The organism is Spinactinospora alkalitolerans, from assembly GCF_013408795.1.
Classification (GTDB): domain Bacteria; phylum Actinomycetota; class Actinomycetes; order Streptosporangiales; family Streptosporangiaceae; genus Spinactinospora; species Spinactinospora alkalitolerans.
On the sequence record NZ_JACCCC010000001.1, the window covers coordinates 1,648,093 to 1,664,289 of the forward strand.

Annotated in this window: 13 protein-coding genes; 6 read left to right on the forward strand and 7 right to left on the reverse strand. The window is 73.5% G+C overall.

The genetic code is table 11. The annotated features are described in order from the left end of the window. The first annotated feature begins 238 nt into the window (after nucleotides 1–238). Both HDA32_RS07350 and HDA32_RS07355 read left to right on the forward strand, forming a co-directional pair. Nucleotides 239–1,495 (forward strand): glutamate-5-semialdehyde dehydrogenase, encoded by a 1,257-nt coding sequence (locus HDA32_RS07350; protein ID WP_179642488.1) that lies wholly within the window; start codon nucleotides 239–241, stop codon nucleotides 1,493–1,495. Between the two features lie 132 nt (nucleotides 1,496–1,627). Next, on the forward strand, nucleotides 1,628–2,065 hold the full coding sequence (locus tag HDA32_RS07355; RefSeq protein WP_179642489.1) for a CBS domain-containing protein: 438 nt from the start codon (nucleotides 1,628–1,630) through the stop codon (nucleotides 2,063–2,065). Nucleotides 2,066–2,129: 64 nt separating this feature from the next. On the opposite strand, the gene HDA32_RS07360 is transcribed toward HDA32_RS07355, so the two are convergent. The 7 genes from HDA32_RS07360 to HDA32_RS07390 are packed head-to-tail and all read right to left on the reverse strand — an operon-like array spanning nucleotide 2,130 to nucleotide 9,294. Continuing rightward, nucleotides 2,130–3,512 carry an alkaline phosphatase family protein gene (locus tag HDA32_RS07360; RefSeq protein ID WP_179642490.1) on the reverse strand — a complete coding sequence of 461 codons (1,383 nt, stop codon included), beginning with the start codon at nucleotides 3,510–3,512 and terminating at the stop codon, nucleotides 2,130–2,132. Then, nucleotides 3,509–4,678, reverse strand: coding sequence for a metabolite traffic protein EboE (gene eboE, locus HDA32_RS07365; RefSeq protein ID WP_179642491.1), 1,170 nt, complete (start codon nucleotides 4,676–4,678; stop codon nucleotides 3,509–3,511). The genes HDA32_RS07360 and eboE overlap by 4 nt, the downstream gene beginning before the upstream one ends. Before the next feature lie 4 nt (nucleotides 4,679–4,682). Beyond that, complete coding sequence (locus tag HDA32_RS07370) at nucleotides 4,683–5,546, reverse strand: TatD family hydrolase (RefSeq protein WP_179642492.1); 864 nt, start codon at nucleotides 5,544–5,546, stop codon at nucleotides 4,683–4,685. Between the two features lie 55 nt (nucleotides 5,547–5,601). Beyond that, nucleotides 5,602–6,333 carry an EboA domain-containing protein gene (locus tag HDA32_RS07375; RefSeq protein WP_312863080.1) on the reverse strand — a complete coding sequence of 244 codons (732 nt, stop codon included), beginning with the start codon at nucleotides 6,331–6,333 and terminating at the stop codon, nucleotides 5,602–5,604. Nucleotides 6,334–6,344: 11 nt separating this feature from the next. Further along, nucleotides 6,345–7,211, reverse strand: coding sequence for a sugar phosphate isomerase/epimerase family protein (locus tag HDA32_RS07380; protein ID WP_312863081.1), 867 nt, complete (start codon nucleotides 7,209–7,211; stop codon nucleotides 6,345–6,347). Continuing rightward, nucleotides 7,208–8,062: an SCO3242 family prenyltransferase gene (locus HDA32_RS07385; RefSeq protein ID WP_179642493.1), complete on the reverse strand. Its 855-nt coding sequence runs from the start codon at nucleotides 8,060–8,062 to the stop codon at nucleotides 7,208–7,210. Before HDA32_RS07385 ends, HDA32_RS07380 begins: the two co-directional genes overlap by 4 nt. Then, nucleotides 8,059–9,294, reverse strand: coding sequence for an inositol-3-phosphate synthase (locus HDA32_RS07390; RefSeq protein ID WP_179642494.1), 1,236 nt, complete (start codon nucleotides 9,292–9,294; stop codon nucleotides 8,059–8,061). Before HDA32_RS07390 ends, HDA32_RS07385 begins: the two co-directional genes overlap by 4 nt. A gap of 561 nt (nucleotides 9,295–9,855) precedes the next feature. Between HDA32_RS07390 and HDA32_RS07395 the strand changes: the two genes are divergently transcribed. The 4 genes from HDA32_RS07395 (at nucleotide 9,856) to HDA32_RS07410 (ending at nucleotide 16,162) form a co-directional block, all read left to right on the forward strand. Next, complete coding sequence (locus HDA32_RS07395; RefSeq protein WP_179642495.1) at nucleotides 9,856–10,821, forward strand: sugar phosphate isomerase/epimerase family protein; 966 nt, start codon at nucleotides 9,856–9,858, stop codon at nucleotides 10,819–10,821. A gap of 138 nt (nucleotides 10,822–10,959) precedes the next feature. After that, nucleotides 10,960–13,722: a PQQ-dependent sugar dehydrogenase gene (locus tag HDA32_RS07400; protein WP_218882365.1), complete on the forward strand. Its 2,763-nt coding sequence runs from the start codon at nucleotides 10,960–10,962 to the stop codon at nucleotides 13,720–13,722. Between the two features lie 111 nt (nucleotides 13,723–13,833). Then, nucleotides 13,834–14,808, forward strand: coding sequence for a hypothetical protein (locus tag HDA32_RS07405; protein WP_179642496.1), 975 nt, complete (start codon nucleotides 13,834–13,836; stop codon nucleotides 14,806–14,808). Nucleotides 14,809–14,974: 166 nt separating this feature from the next. Then, nucleotides 14,975–16,162, forward strand: a complete 1,188-nt coding sequence (locus tag HDA32_RS07410; RefSeq protein ID WP_179646526.1) for an ROK family transcriptional regulator — start codon at nucleotides 14,975–14,977, stop codon at nucleotides 16,160–16,162. Nucleotides 16,163–16,197: the final 35 nt, after the last annotated feature.

The following is a 16,197-nucleotide window of genomic DNA, read 5'->3' on the forward strand; positions in this document are numbered from 1 at the left end:
GGTCGGCGGAGTACACCGATGGCCGGGGGCTGTCTCGTCGGTGGACCGCGACCTTTCGCGCCGCCAGCGCTGGCGCGCTGACGGCAGCCTTCTCGAGTCTGTCGTGGTTCGGGGAGCTCTGTGACCTGTACTGGATCAGCCGGTGCCGAGCATGAGGGGGCGTTCGTCGATTGATCGGATCGCCGACCGGATAGCCTTCAGGCATAGCCGACCAGATCGAGAGAGCCGGGACACCACCATGACCGACATCGAGCGGGACGTTCGCGGAGTCGCGGAGCGGGCCAAGGACGCTGCGGCCGACCTCGCACCGCTCAACCGGGCCGTGAAGGACGGCGCGCTGCTCGCCGCGGCCGACGCCCTCGTCGAGCGGGCCGAGGAGATCGTCAAGGCCAACGCCGAGGACGTCGCCCGCGCGCGCGAGAACGGCACGAGCGAGGCGATGATCGACCGGCTCACGCTCACCACCGAGCGGATCGCCGCGATCGCCGACGCCGTCCGCGAGGTCGCCGAGCTGCCCGACCCGGTCGGCGAGGTGATCCGCGGCAAGACGCTGCCCAACGGGCTGGAGCTGCGCCAGATCCGGGTGCCGCTCGGCGTCATCGGCATCATCTACGAGGGCCGCCCCAACGTCACCGTCGACGCCGCCGCGCTGTGCCTGAAGAGCGGCAACGCCGCGCTGCTGCGCGGCTCCTCCTCCGCCTACTCCTCCAACACCGTGATCGTGGACGTGCTGCGCGGCGCGCTGGAGGGCACCGAGGTCCCGGCCGACGCGGTGCAGCTCGTTCCCGGTGCCGGGAGGGAGTCCGCCCAGGCGCTCATGCGGGCGCGCGGCCTGGTCGACGTGCTCATCCCGCGCGGCGGCGGCTCCCTCATCCAGACCGTGGTCAACGAGTCCACCGTCCCGGTGATCGAGACCGGCGAGGGCAACTGCCACGTCTACGTCGACGAGGCGGCCGACCTCGACAAGGCGCTGGCCATCGCGGTCAACGCCAAGACGCAGCGCTGCTCGGTGTGCAACACCGCCGAGACGCTGCTGGTGCACGCCGGCATCGCCGAGCGCTTCCTGCCGCCGCTGCTGACGTCCCTGCGCGACCTCGGCGTGACCGTGCACGGCGACGACCGGGTCCGGCCCTTCGACGACGCCGTCGTGCCCGCCACCGAGGCCGACTGGACCACCGAGTACCTGTCCCTGGACCTCGCGGTGAAGGTCGTCGACTCCCTCGACGACGCGGTCGCCCACATCCGGGAGTACTCCACGGCGCACACCGAGGCCATCGTGACCGACTCCCAGTCGGCCGCGCGGCGTTTCGTGTCGCGGGTGGACTCCGCCGCGGTGATGGTCAACGCCTCGACCCGCTTCACCGACGGCGGCGAGTTCGGCTTCGGCGCCGAGATCGGGATCTCCACCCAGAAGCTGCACGCCCGGGGCCCGATGGGCCTGCCGGAGATGACCTCCACCAAGTACGTGGTGACCGGCGACGGCCACGTCCGCTAACCTCTCCCGCCCCGGGCCGTTCGCACCTTTAATAACGGCTTACCCGCGCAGAACGGGTCCCTGCCGCGAAAAGGGTAGGGAGACGCACAGGGCCCCGGACACGGGGCCCCGTGCCACGGGGGAGGAAGAGTCATGACCACTGCAGCGGAGATCATGCACCGCGGAGCGGAATGCGTGGGGGAGAACGAGACGGTGATGGCGGCCGCGCACAAGATGCGCGACCTGGGCGTGGGATCGCTGCCGATCTGCGGCGAGGACGACCGGCTGCACGGCATCATCACCGATCGCGACATCGTCGTGAAGTGCCTGGCCGAGGACATGGACCCGAACGAGTGCCGGGCCGGGGAAATGGCCGAGGGCACGCCGTTCTGCGCCGGCGCCGACGACGACGTCGACCAGATCCTGACCCGGATGATGCGGCACAAGATCAAGCGGATGCCGGTGATCGACAACCACCGGCTGGTCGGCATGATCAGCGAGTCCGACCTCGCGCCCAACCTGTCGGAGGAGCAGATCGCCCGGTTGATCGGGTCGATCAAGTCGGGGGAGGCCGACCTCGTGACCGGCTAGCGGCCCTTCGCCGGTCGTGACCTCACCGGCGTTCAGAGCATCGGCCGGTTCGGCGTCCGCGAGGTCACGACCGGCGAGCGTGGACCGGGACTCCGGCCAGGTCGAGGATCAGGTCGTAGACGTCGGTGGCGGCGATCCGGTCGCGGGCGAGTGACGGGTCGCCGCACAGCAGCACCGGCCCCTGCGCCGGATCGTCGGGGATCCTGCCGTGCGTGCCGCGCACCCAGCCGGGGTCGAGGGGCACCACGTTCATCGCGTAGCGCAGCCCCAGTTTCTTGCGCACCAGGCCCAGGCCGGCGCGCAGTTTCGCGGTGCGGTCGGCGGGGTCCAGGAACAGTTCGGCCGGGTCGTAGCCGGGTTTGCGGTGGATCTCCACCCCCCGCGCGAAGTCGGGCGCGCGCCGGTCGTCCAGCCAGTAGTAGTAGGTGAACCACGCCCCGGGGTCGGCCACCAGCACCAGTTCGCCGGAGCGCTCGTGGTCCAGGCCGTGCGCGGCCTGGGCCTCGCGGTCCAGCACCAGGTCGACGCCGTCCAGTCCGCGGCACAGGTCGGCCACCGCGTCGAGGTCGGCCGGGTCGGCGACGTAGACGTGCGCGGCCTGGTGGTCGGCCACGGCGAAGGCCCGCGACGTCCACGGGTCGAGGTACTCCATGCCGTGCTGGACGTGGACCTCCAGCAGCCCGGCCTCGCGCAGGGCCCGGTTGACGTGCACCGGGTGCGCGGCCGGCGCGATGCCGTACTCGCTGAGCACCACGACGTTCGCGCCGAGGCCGCTCGCGTCGTCCAGCAGCGGGGCCAGGGCCGCGTCCACCGCCCGCACCGCTGCGAGCGCCTCGGGCCCGTCGGGTCCGTAACGCTGCAGGTCGTAGTCCAGGTGCGGCAGGTAGCACAGGGTGAGGTCGGCCTGGGGCAGCAGCCGCCGGGTCGCGGCCACGATCCACTCCGTCGAGCGCAGCGACGCGGTCGGCCCCCAGTACTGGAACAGCGGGAAGGGGCCGAGCGCGTCGGTCAGCTCGTCGTGCAGCGCGGGCGGGCGGGCGTAGCAGTCGGGGGACTTGCGGCCGTCGGCGTGGTAGACCGGCCGGGGCGTCACGGTCCAGTCGGTGGTCGCGCCCATCGCATACCACCAGCACACGTTCGCGGTGCGGAATCCCGGCCGGTGCCGGCGCGCGGTCTCCCACACCTTCTCGCCCTGGACCAGCCGGTTGTGCTGGCGCCACAGGTGGACCTCGCCGACGTCGCGGAAGTACCAGCCGTTGCCGACGATGCCGTGGTCGCGGGGGAGCCCTCCGGTGAGGAAGGTCGACTGGACGGGGCAGGTCACGGCGGGTAGCACCGTGTCGAGCGGCGCCTGCCACCCCTGGTCGGCCAGCGCGCGCAGCCGCGGGGCGTGCTCCAGCAGGGCCGGGGTCAGCCCCACGACGTCGATGACGAGCAGTCGGCTCATGCGTCCTCCAGTCCGATCTCGGTGAGTCGGCCGCGCACCCAGGCGAGCTCTCCGGCCAAGCCCGACACCAGCCCGGCGTCGCCCTCGGGCCGCTGGTGCTCGGGCAGCACCGACCAGGTGTAGGTCTCGACCTCGACGTGGTCGGTGACGGGCGCGCCGGGGCCGAACAGGGCCGCGAGGGTGCGGGACAGGTGCTCCTGGGTGCCCTCCAGCGGGGCGAGCGGGCGGCGGTGCAGCGGGACGTGGAAGTGCACCCGCCACGGGCCGTCGCCGTCCAGGGGGGCCTCGCCGGCCAGCGCGTCGGGCAGGTCGTCGCGCGCGCGGATCCCGTCGGCCGCGGACTCGCGCACCTGGTGCAGGAAGCGGTCCTCGGCGAAGGAGGACAGCGCGGCCCTGGCGTCGGCTCCGGCCGGCCGCGGCGCCTGGACCGCCGCCGACGCCTGCGTCTTGACCACCGGCAGGCCGGCGGCGGCCAGCCGCGCCAGCGCCTCGTCGGGCTCCTCGAAGGCCACCGCCAGGTGGCAGGTGTCCAGGCACACCCCGATGTGGTCACGGTCGACCGCGGCGAGCAGCTCCGCCGCGTCGCCGGTGGTCTCCACGACGCATCCGGGTTCGGGTTCCAGGCCGACGCGCACCGGGCGCCCGGTCTCGGCGGCGAGCGCGCCCAGGCCGGCGGCGAGCCGGTCCAGGTTGTCCAGGGCGCGTCGGCGCCGGCCGGCGTCCCAGGGCGCGCGCCAGGCCAGCGGCAGCGTGGAGACGCTGCCCCGCCGGGCGTCGTCGGGCAGCAGCCGGCCGAGCACGCGGGCGCAGTCGAGGGTGTAGTCCAGGCGCTCCCGTTCGGTCCAGTCCGGGTGGTACACCCGACCCTTGACGACGGGGGCCTGGAACCCGGCGTAGGGGAAGGCGTTGAGGGTCACCACCTCCAGGCCGGAGCGTTCCAGGGCCGTGCGCAGCCGCTCGGTCTCGCCGGGGTCGCCGGCCAGGCGGCGGGCCAGGGGAGCGGGCAGCCACAGCCCCAGGCCGACGCGGTCCAGCCCGAGCGCGGCCCGGACCGGCGCGCCGTAGCGGCGCACCTGGTCGAGGACGCCGTCGAGATCCTCGGCGGGGTGCACGTTGGTGCAGTAGGCGACGTGCACGAGCGTGCCGTCGGGGTGGCGCAGCCGCATCGCCTCAGTCCTCCCGCCCGCCGCGCAGCACCGAGTTGCCGGCGAAGGTCGCCCCCGGGTCGCCGGCCTCGATGTCGTCGAGCAGCAGCCGCCCGCTCTGCCCGTAGAACTCCACCGGGTTGCGCCACAGCACCCGGTCGACGTCGTCGTCGCCGAACCCGTGGTCGAGCATGGCCCGCCCGGTCTTCGCGGTCTTCAGCGGATCGCTGCGCCCCCAGTCGGCGGCCGAGTTGACCAGCACCCGGTCCGGGCCGCGCTCGGCGAGGATGCGCACCATGCGGTGCTCGTCCATCTTGGTGTCGGGGTAGATCGAGAAGCCCATCCAGCACCCGGTGCCGGCGACCAGGTCGACGGTCGTCTCGTTGAGGTGGTCGACCAGGACCCGCTCGGGCGCGATCCCCGAGGCGGCGACGAGTTCGAGGGTGCGCCTGGTGCCGGCCGCCTTGTCCCGGTGCGGGGTGTGCACCAGCACCGGAAGGTCGTGCTGCACGGCCATCTCCAGTTGGCGGGCGAACGCCTTCTCCTCGGCCTCGCTCATCGAGTCGAACCCGATCTCGCCGACCGCGACCACCCCGTCCTTGGCGAGGTAGCGCGGCAGGACGTCGAGCACCCCGGTGCAGCGGGGGTCGTTGGCCTCCTTGGGGTTGAGCGCGATGGTGCAGTGGTGCCTGATCCCGAACCGGGCCGCCCTGAAGCGCTCCCAGCCGACGAGCCCGTCGAAGTAGTCGCAGAAGGAGCCGACGTTGGTGCGCGGCTGGCCCAGCCAGAAGGCCGGCTCGACGAGGGCGCGGACGCCGGCCGCGTGCATCGCCTCGTAGTCGCCGGTGGTCCGCGAGGTCATGTGGATGTGCGGGTCGAAGATGCGCATGTTCGTCTCCTCCGGGTCATGGGGCGGCTCGGCGCGGGAGTGCGGCCCGCTCGCGTCAACCGGGGGCGCGCGGGCGGCGCCGCTCGGCGAGCGCGCGCTCCGCGGCGGCGCGGCGGTCGGGGTGCGGTGACCGCGCCTCGGCGGTGAGCGCCCGCAGCGTTTCGGGGTCCTCGCCCACCAGGCGCCAGGTGTCGGCGGGCACGGCCCGGCCGGCCGCGACCCGCTCGACGGCGAAGCCGCCGGCCATGCGGGCCAGTTCGGCGTCGGCGCGCTCGTCCAGCCGGTGCACCGCGGCCAGCGGGACGCCGGTGAACAGGCACTTGAGCACGCCGTGCCGCCAGGCGGGCGCGGTGAGGAACCGGTGGCCGCAGGGGCCCATGGCCGCGGCGATCAGCCGCGGGTCGTTGGTCCGCAGCGCGTCGTCGATCAGCTCGGGGGCGACCGCGCCGACGTCGAGGCCGTCCAGCGCGCGCAGGACGGCGCGCTTCTCGTCGGAGTCGCCGAAGCGGTAGAGCGCGGCGACCTCCTCGGCGAGCAGGTCGGGCCGCCCGCTCAGGGCCGGGGCGTCGCGCAGCGCCGCCAGCAGCGCCGCGCGGACCCGGTCGTCCAGCGTCGGCCCCAGCAGGCCCGACGGGTCGGCCGGGTCGGCGGGGCCGCGCGCGACGAGCCGGGCCGCGGCGGGGAAGCGCACGGCGATGGCGTCCGGGTCGCCGGTGATCTCATCGGTCAGCGCGCGCAGCCGCCGCCGCGCCTCCTCGGGCAGCGCCCCCATCGCTCCTGCGTTCACGTCTCCGCCCTTCACGTGGTCGTCGCGGTGCGCGGCGCACCGGCGTCGGCCAGCGCCCGGCGCAGGGCCGCCATCGAGCGCGCCGCCACCGCCGGGGCCGCGTGGCCGTGCCGGGGCAGCTCCATCGACGCCAGCCCGGTGTAGCCGGCGTCGACCAGGGCGCCCAGCACGGCGGGCAGGTCGATCTCGCCCTCGCCCAGTTCGAGGTGCTCGTGGACGCCGGGCCGCATGTCGTCCACCTGCACGTTGGCCAGCAGCGGGCCGGCCGCGCGCACGGTCTCGGGGGCGCTGCGCGGTTCGTTGCACACGCAGTGCCCCACGTCGAGGGTGACGCCGAGCGGCTCGGGGTCGCCGAGCCGGGACCGCAGCTCCAGGACGCCGTCGAGGGTGTCGACGAACATGCCGGGCTCGGGTTCGAAGGCGAGTCGGACCCCGAGCCGCTCGGCCTCCTCCAGCACCGGTGCGACGCCGTCCACCAGCCGCAGCCAGCCGGTCCGCTCGTCGGTGCCCTCCGGGAGGGTGCCGGACCAGAACGAGACGGCCTCGGCGCCGAGATCGGCCGCCACCCGCACGGCGCGGCGCAGCAGGTCGGTCCGGCGCTCCCGGCCGACCGCCGAGACCAGCGTCGGCTCGTGCTTGTGCCACGGGTCCATGACGTAGCGGGCGCCGGTCTCCACCACGACGGCCAGGCCGAGGTCGTCGAGGCGGCGGGCCACCGCGGCGGTGCGCGCGGCCAGGTCGTCGGCGAAGGGGTCGAGGTGCGGGTGGTCCAGGGTCAGCGCCGCGCCGTCGTAGCCGAGCCCGGCGATGACGGCGAGGGCGTCGTCGAGGCGGTGGCCGCCGAACCCGTTGGTTCCGTACCCCAGGCGCAGGCTCACGTGGGCGATACCGCCTTCGAGGCCGCGCGCGCGACCGGGCCGGCGCAGACCAGGGCGGTGGCCCGCACCGGATGCCCCGCCCTGGCCAGCAGCGCCGCCTGCAGCGGGATCATCCCGCGGATGCCGGCGCCGGTTGCGCCGCGGACGGTACCGGCGTCCGGGCAGCGCAGGGCCGCGGCCTGCGCGCGTCCCACGGTCGTGGCGAAGAGCGCGGCGAATGCGGCGGCCGCGCCGGCCGGGCGCTTCGGGCGCTGCGGCGCCGCGGCCAGCGCCGCACCGGTCAGGGTGGCGGCCACGGCGAACCCGGCCGTGGCAGGGGAGGCGCCGTGGACCTCGCCGCGGCTGAGCGCGGTCACCCCGGCGGTGTGCACGGTGAGGGCGAGGGCCGGCACGGCGGCGGCGCGCGGTCGCCCGCCCGCTCCGAGCAGCACGTCCAGGCCGCGCGCGCTCGCCATAAGGACGGGGCCCAGGGGACCCCGCTTGCCCGCGAGGTCGTAGCACCAGATGACCGCGGTGAGGGGGAGCGCGGTCCGCAGGGCCCGGCGCCCGCCGCCCCAGCGCGCCGCCGCGATCCCGGCGGCGGTCAGCCCCGAGGCCAGGGCGAGCGCGTCGCCCGGGCTGACCCGGCCCGAGGGGATGGGGCGCTCGGGGCGCTCGACCGCGTCGACCGCGCGGTCGGCGTAGTCGTTGAGGACCATGCCGGCCCAGTACAGCAGGGTCGACGCCACCGGGAGCGCCCACGTGCGGCGGCCGTCCGGCCAGTCCGCGGCGGCCGCGCCGGCGAGGGTGTCACCGGGTACGGTCAGCGCGGCCGGCAGCCGCACCAGTTCGGCCGCGTCGCGCCACCTCACGCGCCCCCTCCCGCCGCGGCCCGGGCGCACCAGGCGGTGAGCTCCTCCCACTGGGCGGCCAGGCGGTGCTCCTCGCTGCCGGCCGGGTCCTTGAAGAAGAAGCCGAACGCGCCGACCGGCCCGGTCGCGCCGGTCTCGTGGGCGCGCGCCATCAGGCGCACCAGGTCCAGCACGAGCGGGGCCGCCAGCGCCGAGTCGCAGCCGGCCCAGGTGAACTGCAGGGACATCCGGACCCCGAGGAACCCCTCGAAGGAGATGTGGTCCCATGCGGTCTTCCAGTCGCCGAGGTCGGGGGCGTAGTCGATGTGCAGCGGGCCGTCGACCGGATGGCCGAGGATCGACTCGAGGCCGCGCCCCTTCGTGGTGATCTTGCTCGCGGCGTTGTCCGCGCTGGCCAGCGTGGCGCCGTCGCCTCCGCCGAGGAGGTTGTAGGAGGCCCACGAGCGCACCTGCAGCGCGCGCGTGGCGAACAGCGGAGCCAGCGCGGTCTTGACCAGGGTCTCGCCGGTCTTGGCGTCGGAGCCGGCCCAGGGCAGCCCCATGCGCTCGGCGAGCCCGGTGAGCGCGGGCGGGCGGACCGAGGGGCTGGGCGTGAAGGCGACCAGCGGGCAGCCGGCGCGCAGGGCGGCGTAGGCGTAGAGCGAACTGCCCGGCAGCGGCGACTCACCGGCGTCCAGTGCGCGCTCCAGCGCGTCCGGATCGCTCAGCGCCGGGGTCTGCGGCGCGGGCGGTTCGGTGCTGGTGAGGTCGACGACGACGACGCGGTCGAGCCGGTGCTCGTCGCGGAAGGCCCGCAAGTCGGCCTCGACGCGCGCGGCGGTCGCCCGCTGGGGCTCCTCGTCGAGGGCGCGGACCCCCGGGCGCAGCCGCGCGTCGACGGCGGCGAGCGCGTCGGTCAGCGCGGCGGGCAGGTGGGCGGGGACGACGCCCGATGCCGCCAGCTCCTCGGCCCGCTTGGTCAGCGGGACCGCGCTCACGTCGTGGCCGCCGATGACGATGTCGCCGATTCCGGGCAGTCCCGCACCGGAGATCTCGGGCAGTTCGGTGACGCAGCCGGTCCGCGCGCCGAGTCCGGCCCCGAGGGCGAGGGACCCGACGGTCGCGGTGGTGGCGACCGATCCGCGCGCCCCGATGAACCAGGCGCCGATCCGTCCGCGCGGCCGGGGATCGCCCTCCCCGGCGAGGCGGGCGGCTCCCGGTTCGGGGGGCTGCTTGGGCACGGGGGCTGACATGGCGTCCTCCTCGCGACACACGGACCAGAGGCCTGTGTTCCCGGTCACAGACATACGTCGGATGTCTCGAAAGCTAAACCGCTCGGCTACGAGCGGTCAAGACTCGGAAAACGGTTTGTCACGGCGCTTCGCCAACCAGATGACGAAAGCCGCGGCCGCAACAGCGGCCGATGGGCGGCCGGCAGAGGCGGCCGCATCCGGGCGGATGACGGCGAGGGACGTGGTATTTCCACTGGTGAGAGAGGTGGTGACTGCTCGGGTGACGCGTCCGCGTCCCGCCGGGACTCGATCCGGATCGACGCCGTCGAGGAAGATCGGCTTTGTCAGGCAACTGGACGAAGTTCGATTATTTTCGGTGAAAGATATTCCTTTTGCGGGGATCCGTGTGTAACTTCACACCTGTGACGGCCCGACCACCCCGAGCCTGTGCTAGGCGACCGCGGAGTGGCCGGGGAGCTGCCCCCGACCGGCCCAGGCCGGCCGCACGGGCACACCGGTGACCCGGCCGAGCGCGGCGCGGGTCACCCCTGCGGAGCACCCGGAGTGCGCGAAGGAGAAGGCATGGCCAGAATCGACAGGACCGAACTCGGACGGCGCGGGTTCCTGCGCACACTCGCGGCGACCACCGTGGCGGTGAGCGCCGGAACCGTCTCCGGGGCGCTGGCCGCGCCCGCCCACGCCGCCAACGGTCGGCTGATCCCGCCGGGCAAGATCGGCATCCAGCTCTACACCATCCGCGACAAGGTCGCCGAGCTCGGCTTCCGCGTGGTGTTCGAGGAGCTGGCGCGCATCGGCTACCAGGAGATCGAGTTCGCCGGCTACACCCAGAGCCAAGTCGGCCCGATCACCGTCCCGCAGATCCGGCAACTGCTCGACGACAACGGGCTCAAGGCCGTGGGGAGCCACGTGGGGCTGTCCGCGTGGCGCTCCGACACGGAACGCGAGCTCGACAACGCCGAGATCCTCGGCCTGAAGTACGTCGGCACCGCCAACGCCCCCACTCACGTCAACACGGTCGCCGGCTACCAGGCCGCCGCGGAGGAGTTCAACACCTTCGGGGCGGCCGCAGCAGCGCGCGGCATCAAGTTCTACCAGCACAACCACGCGGGCGAGTTCGCCTTCGCCGACGACCGGCCCGACGTCCGCCTCTACGACGTCTTCCTGGACAACACCGACCCCGACCTGGTGTTCCTGGAGATGGACATCTACTGGGCCTTCGCCGGCCAGTACCGCTACCCCGGCTTCGACCCCGTCGACTACGTCAACGCCCATCCGCGCCGCTACCCCCTGTTCCACGTCAAGGACGGCAAGACCAACCCCGACAACGGCAACGGCTACGACATCATCGAGTTCGGCGCCGGGGACCTGCCCTACCGGCGCTTCTTCAGCTCGCTCCGCAGCCGCGGGGCCCACCACGGCATCTGGGAGCAGGACAACGCCGGCTCGACCGCCGCGCCGCCCCACCCGGTGAACTCACTCGGCAACGCCGAGCGCAGCTACGACGCCATGTACCGCCTGCGCGGCTGACCGGCGCCGCGCCCCGCTGGAGCCGGCCGGACCAGGCCGCGCGACATCGGGCGGCGCCGCGCCCTTTCGCCCCGGCGGCGCCGGGCCGCGGCGCGCGCCCCCCCGTCACCCCCCAGGCAACGCCACAAGGAGCCCCGTGTGAACTCCGCCCCCCGACGCCTGCTCAGTCTCTTGGCGGGCGCCATCCTGCTGAGCGCGTTCGCGATCGCCCTACCCGCCACCGCCAACGCGGCCCCGGCCACCGACTGGAACAACTACGAGCGGATCACGCTGACCAAGAGCGTCGGCGAGCCGGTCGACATGGCGATCCTGCCCGACAAGCGGATCCTGCACACCGCGCGCGACGGCGACGTCCGGCTGACCGACCCCGGCACCGGTGTCACCAAGGTCGTCAACACGATCCCGGTCTACGCCAACTCCGAGGACGGTCTCCAGACGATCCACCTCGACCCGGACTTCGAGGAGAACAACTGGGTCTACGTCTACTACGCCCCGCCGCTGGACACGCCGAGCGGGTCGGCCCCCAACCGGCTGCCCGAGGGGGAGGACGAGTCGTTCTGGGACACCTGGGAGGGCAACAACCGGCTCTCCCGGTTCACCTGGGACGAGCAGGCCGGCGCCCTCGACCTGTCCAGCGAGCAGACCATCATCGAGGTCGAGACCCAGCGCGGCCAGTGCTGCCACGTCGCCGGCGACATCGCCTTCGACTCCGAGGGCGACCTCTACCTGTCCACCGGTGACAACACCCCGGCCTCGGCCCCGGGCGCCAACGGCTACGCGCCCAACAACGACGCCCCCGGCTACAACCCCGGCTACGACGCGCGCCGCTCCGCGGGCAACACCAACGACCTGCGCGGCAAGATCCTGCGCATCACCGTGCAGGAGGACGGCTCCTACACCGTCCCCGAGGGCAACCTCTTCGAGCCGGGCACCGAGGGCACGCGCCCCGAGATCTACGTCATGGGCGTGCGCAACCCCTTCCGGATGACCGTCGACCCCGAGACCGACGCCCTGATGTGGGGCGACTACGGTCCCGACGCGGGAACGGCCGATCCCGACCGCGGGCCCATGGGCTACGTGGAGTGGCAGTCCACGTCCGAGCCGCTCAACGCCGGCTGGCCCTACTGCCACGGCCCCAACGCCGAGTACAACGAGTGGGACTTCGCCACCGGCACCCCGGGCGAGTTCTTCGACTGCGACGCCCCGGTCAACAACTCGCACTGGAACACCGGCCTCACCGACATCCCCGTCCCCGCCACCGAGCCGCAGTTGTGGTACGGCGACTCAGACGACGACCAGCCATGGCCCGAGCTCACCGCCTTCGGCGGCGGCGGCCAGGGCCCCATGGGCGGCCCCGTGTACCACTACGACGCCGACAACCCCGCTCCCGGCAAGTTCCCCGAGCACTGGGACGGCAAGGCGTTCTTCGGCGAGTTCTCGCAGAACTACCTGGCGGCCCTGACCGTCGACGGTCCCGACGGATCCGTCTCCCAGATCGAGAACGTCCTGCCCAACGACCACCTCGACTCGATCGCGGCCCCACCCTGGCGCGGCATCATGGACATGGAGTTCGGCCCCGACGGCTCGCTCTACGTCCTGGAGTACGGCACCGGCTTCTTCACGGAGAACCCCGACGCCGGCCTCTACCGGATCGACTACGCCGAAGGCAACAAGACGCCCGCCGGGCAGTTCACGGCCACGCCGAGCTCCGGGCAGCCGCCGCTGACCGTGGAGTTCGACGCCTCGGCCTCCACCGACCCCGAAGGCGATGAGCTCACCTACGAGTGGGACTTCACCGGTGACGGCGAGTTCACCGCGACCGGCCCCACCGCCACCCACACCTACGAGGAGAAGGGCGAGTACTTCCCCCGGCTGCGCGTCACCGACACCTCCGGGAAGTTCAGCCTGGTGTCGGACACCGTCGTGGTCGGCAACACCGCCCCCGAGGTCACCCTGACCACGCCCGTCGACGGAGGCTTCTTCGACTGGGGCGACCCCGTCGCCTTCGACTCCACCATCACCGACCCCGAGGACGGCGACGCCGTCGACTGCGCCCGCGCCGCCTGGCAGTTCGGCATCGGGCACGACAGCCACGCCCACCCCGGCGCCACGGGCGAGGGCTGCTCGGGGACCATCCCCACCCCCTCGGACTCCGACCACGGCGAGACCGAGAACACCTACGGCGTCTTCCTGCTGACCTACACCGACGGCGGAGCCGAAGGCGTCCCCGCCGCGACGGGCGAGGCGTCGCTCTACCTCACCCCGAAGCTGCGCGAGGCCGAGTGGGCCGGTGAGCTCAGCGGAGGCGAGATCGTCGACGACAGCGGCGCCAGCGGTCAGCGCAAGGTCGGCTCGCTGGCCGAGGGCGACTGGATCTCCTTCGACCGGTTCAACTTCACCGGGATCAGCGGCGTGACCCTGCGCGCCGCCTCGGAGGCCGGCGGCACCGTGTCGCTGCGCTGGAACGCCCCCGACGGGCCGGTGATCGGCGAGATCCCCGTCGATGCGACCGGCGGGGCCGGCGACTACGTCAGCGCCTCCACCTTCCTCGGCGACACCTCGGGGGAGACCGGAACGCTCTACGTCACCACGACCGGCGGCGTCGACCTGGACTCGCTGCTCTTCCGCGGCCACGGGGTCGCCGAGCCGGCCGCGGCCGGCGACGGGCTGGACGCCCTGGCGACCGCGGTCGCCGACGCCGACCTGGACCGCAGGGTCGAGAAGCGGCTGGCCAACAAGGTCGACGTGGCCGTGCGGCACCACGACGGCGGCAGGGCCGAACCCGCGGTCGCACAACTGGAGGAGTTCCAGGACATGGCTCGCGCCGACGTGCCCGACTCCGCTCTCGCCGAGGAGCTGTTCTGGAAGGCCCAAGGGGTGATCGAGAGCCTCGGCGACTGATCGGCCCGTACCATTGTCCGACGCCGCTCGGGCGGCACAACCGCCCGAGCGGCACCCCAGGTGCTCCGGCGCCGCCATCCCCCATCGCGGTCTCCTCCAGAAAGGGAACCCATGAAGCTCCGCAGCATCGCAGCCACGACGACCACGACGGCACTGCTCACCCTCTGCGGCGGCGCGTTCCTCGCCGCTCCGGCAGCCGCCGACCTGGTCACCTCCTGCAACGGGCAGGGCGGCGCCGTCACCGTCCCCGGCGACCTCGTCGTCCCCGCCGGCAAGTCCTGCACGCTGACCGGAACCACCGTCGAGGGCGACGTCACCGTGCGGGCCGGCGCCGACCTCGTCGTCAAGGGCGGCACCTTCAAGGGCAAGGTCATCGTCCGGGAGGACGGCTACCTCGACACCACCGACACCGAGATCAGCGGGGCCGTGACCGCGCGCAGTGCCTTCGGCGCCTACCTGGAGGACAGCGAGCTGTCCGCCAACCTGCGCGCGGTCGCCGTCGACGGATCGACCGTGCAGGGCTTCGTGTTCTCCATCGGCTCCAGCGTCGACGGCAACGTCAACGCCAGAACCGGCGACCTCTTCGCGGAGTCCTCCACCATCGGCGGCGACTTCACCGGTGACGGCACCGGCTACACCGACCTCTACGACAGCGTGGTCGACGGCGACCTCAGGGTCGCCGGCAACGCCCACGGCAGCATCTTCTGCGGCGGCGAGGTCTACGGCGACGCCACCTACACCGGCAACTCCGACACCGTGCAGATCGGCTCCGACGGCCCCGTCGCCGGCTGCTCGGCGACCAGCTACTGGCACAACAACGTGACCGTGAAGGGCAACACCGCCACCGTCCACATCGACGACAACATCATCCGCGGCGACCTGACCGCCCGCGACAACGACCCCGTCGCGTTGGCCGGGCAGGACAACCGCGTGCGTGGGACGATCAACGGAGAGCTGGGCGAGATCGGCTCGGCGCAGGCCCGCACCCTCTCCGTGCAGGAGCGCTCCGAGGGACTGGAGGCCAAGGCCGACGACCGCCGCGAGGCGGCCGAAGCCGAGGCGGAGAAGGCCGGTCAGGCGTTCTGACCCCGGCACTTCTCGAGCACCGGACGGGCCCCCGCCGCCGCGGCGGGGGCCCGATCGGTGCCCGGCGCGACACAACGGCAAGGGGTGCTGATTGACCGGGGGAGACAGGGGGAGCGGGTCCGCCGTCGCCGGGATGCCGGTGTGGCAGGATGCTCACGTGGCAGCAATGCTCGCGAGCAGGGCGGAGACCCGGACCCAGGCGAGGATCCTGCGGCTGCTCCGCGACGAGGGGCCGCTGTCCCGCGCCGAGCTCGCCGACCGCCTCCAGGTGTCGCGGACCACCATCGCGGCCGAGGTCGGCCGGCTCACCGAGCTCGAACTCGCCGGGGACGCCGGACCCGCCACCTCGCGCGGCGGCCGCCGCTCCACCATCGTCGACTTCCGCGCCGACCTGAGGTTCGCCGGCGTCGACATCGGCGCCACCTCGCTGGGCGTCGCCATCACCGACGGGCGGCTGCGCGTCCTGGCCAAGGCCGCCGAGGAGATCGACGTCCGCGAGGGCCCCGAGAGCGTGCTGCCCACCGCCCTGCGCATCACCAGGGAACTCCTGGCCGAGCAGGAGAGCCCGCACCGGCTGGTCGGCGCGGGGGTCGGGGTGCCGGGGCCGGTCGACTTCGACCGCGGAGTCCCGGTGTCACCGCCGATCATGCCGGGCTGGGACGGCTACCCGGTCCGCGACGCGATGGCGCGCGAGCTGGGCTGCCCGGTGCTGCTGGACAACGACGTCAACGTGATGACGCTGGGCGAGCAGCACTCCGGGGTGGCGCGCTCGGCGCAGAACTTCCTCTTCGTCAAGATCGGCACGGGCATCGGCTGCGGGATCATGGTCGGCGGGCACATGTACCGCGGGGTGGACGGCTGCGCGGGCGACATCGGCCACATCACCGTCGAGGAGTCCGGGCCGATCTGCGCGTGCGGGGAGAAGGGCTGCCTGGAGGCGGTGTTCGGCGGCGCCGCGCTGGCCCGCGACGCCACCGCGGCCGCCCGCGCGGGGCGCTCCCGGGTGCTGCTGGACATGCTGGGGGAGCGGGGGGAGCTCACCGCGGTCGACGTCGGCGCCGCGGCGGCCCGCGGCGACGCGTGCTCGGTGCAGATGGTGCGCGAGGGCGGCCGCAGGGTCGGCCTCACGCTCGCCGGCCTGGTCTCCTTCATCAACCCCGGGCTGATCGTCATCGGCGGGCGGGTGGCCAACCTCGGGCACCTGCTGCTGTCGGAGATCCGCGGCGTGGTCTACCGGCGCTCGCTGCCGCTGGCCACCGGCAACATGCCGATCGTGCTGAGTGAACTGGGCGACGACGCCGGAGTGGTGGGCGCCGCCCGCATGGTCAGCGACGCCCTCTACGCGGTGGAGTGAGCGGCCAGGGGAGCGCGGCCGCGGTCCCTCTCCCG

Bases quoted from the DNA above. Each gene is read 5' to 3' on its own strand.
- HDA32_RS07350 (WP_179642488.1), top strand. From the start codon at position 239: ATGACCGACATCGAGCGGGACGTTCGCGGAGTCGCGGAGCGGGCCAAG.
- HDA32_RS07355 (WP_179642489.1), top strand. From the start codon at position 1,628: ATGACCACTGCAGCGGAGATCATGCACCGCGGAGCGGAATGCGTGGGG.
- HDA32_RS07360 (WP_179642490.1), bottom strand. From the start codon at position 3,512: ATGAGCCGACTGCTCGTCATCGACGTCGTGGGGCTGACCCCGGCCCTG.
- eboE (WP_179642491.1), bottom strand. From the start codon at position 4,678: ATGCGGCTGCGCCACCCCGACGGCACGCTCGTGCACGTCGCCTACTGC.
- HDA32_RS07370 (WP_179642492.1), bottom strand. From the start codon at position 5,546: ATGCGCATCTTCGACCCGCACATCCACATGACCTCGCGGACCACCGGC.
- HDA32_RS07390 (WP_179642494.1), bottom strand. From the start codon at position 9,294: ATGTCAGCCCCCGTGCCCAAGCAGCCCCCCGAACCGGGAGCCGCCCGC.
- HDA32_RS07395 (WP_179642495.1), top strand. From the start codon at position 9,856: ATGGCCAGAATCGACAGGACCGAACTCGGACGGCGCGGGTTCCTGCGC.
- HDA32_RS07405 (WP_179642496.1), top strand. From the start codon at position 13,834: ATGAAGCTCCGCAGCATCGCAGCCACGACGACCACGACGGCACTGCTC.
- HDA32_RS07410 (WP_179646526.1), top strand. From the start codon at position 14,975: ATGCTCGCGAGCAGGGCGGAGACCCGGACCCAGGCGAGGATCCTGCGG.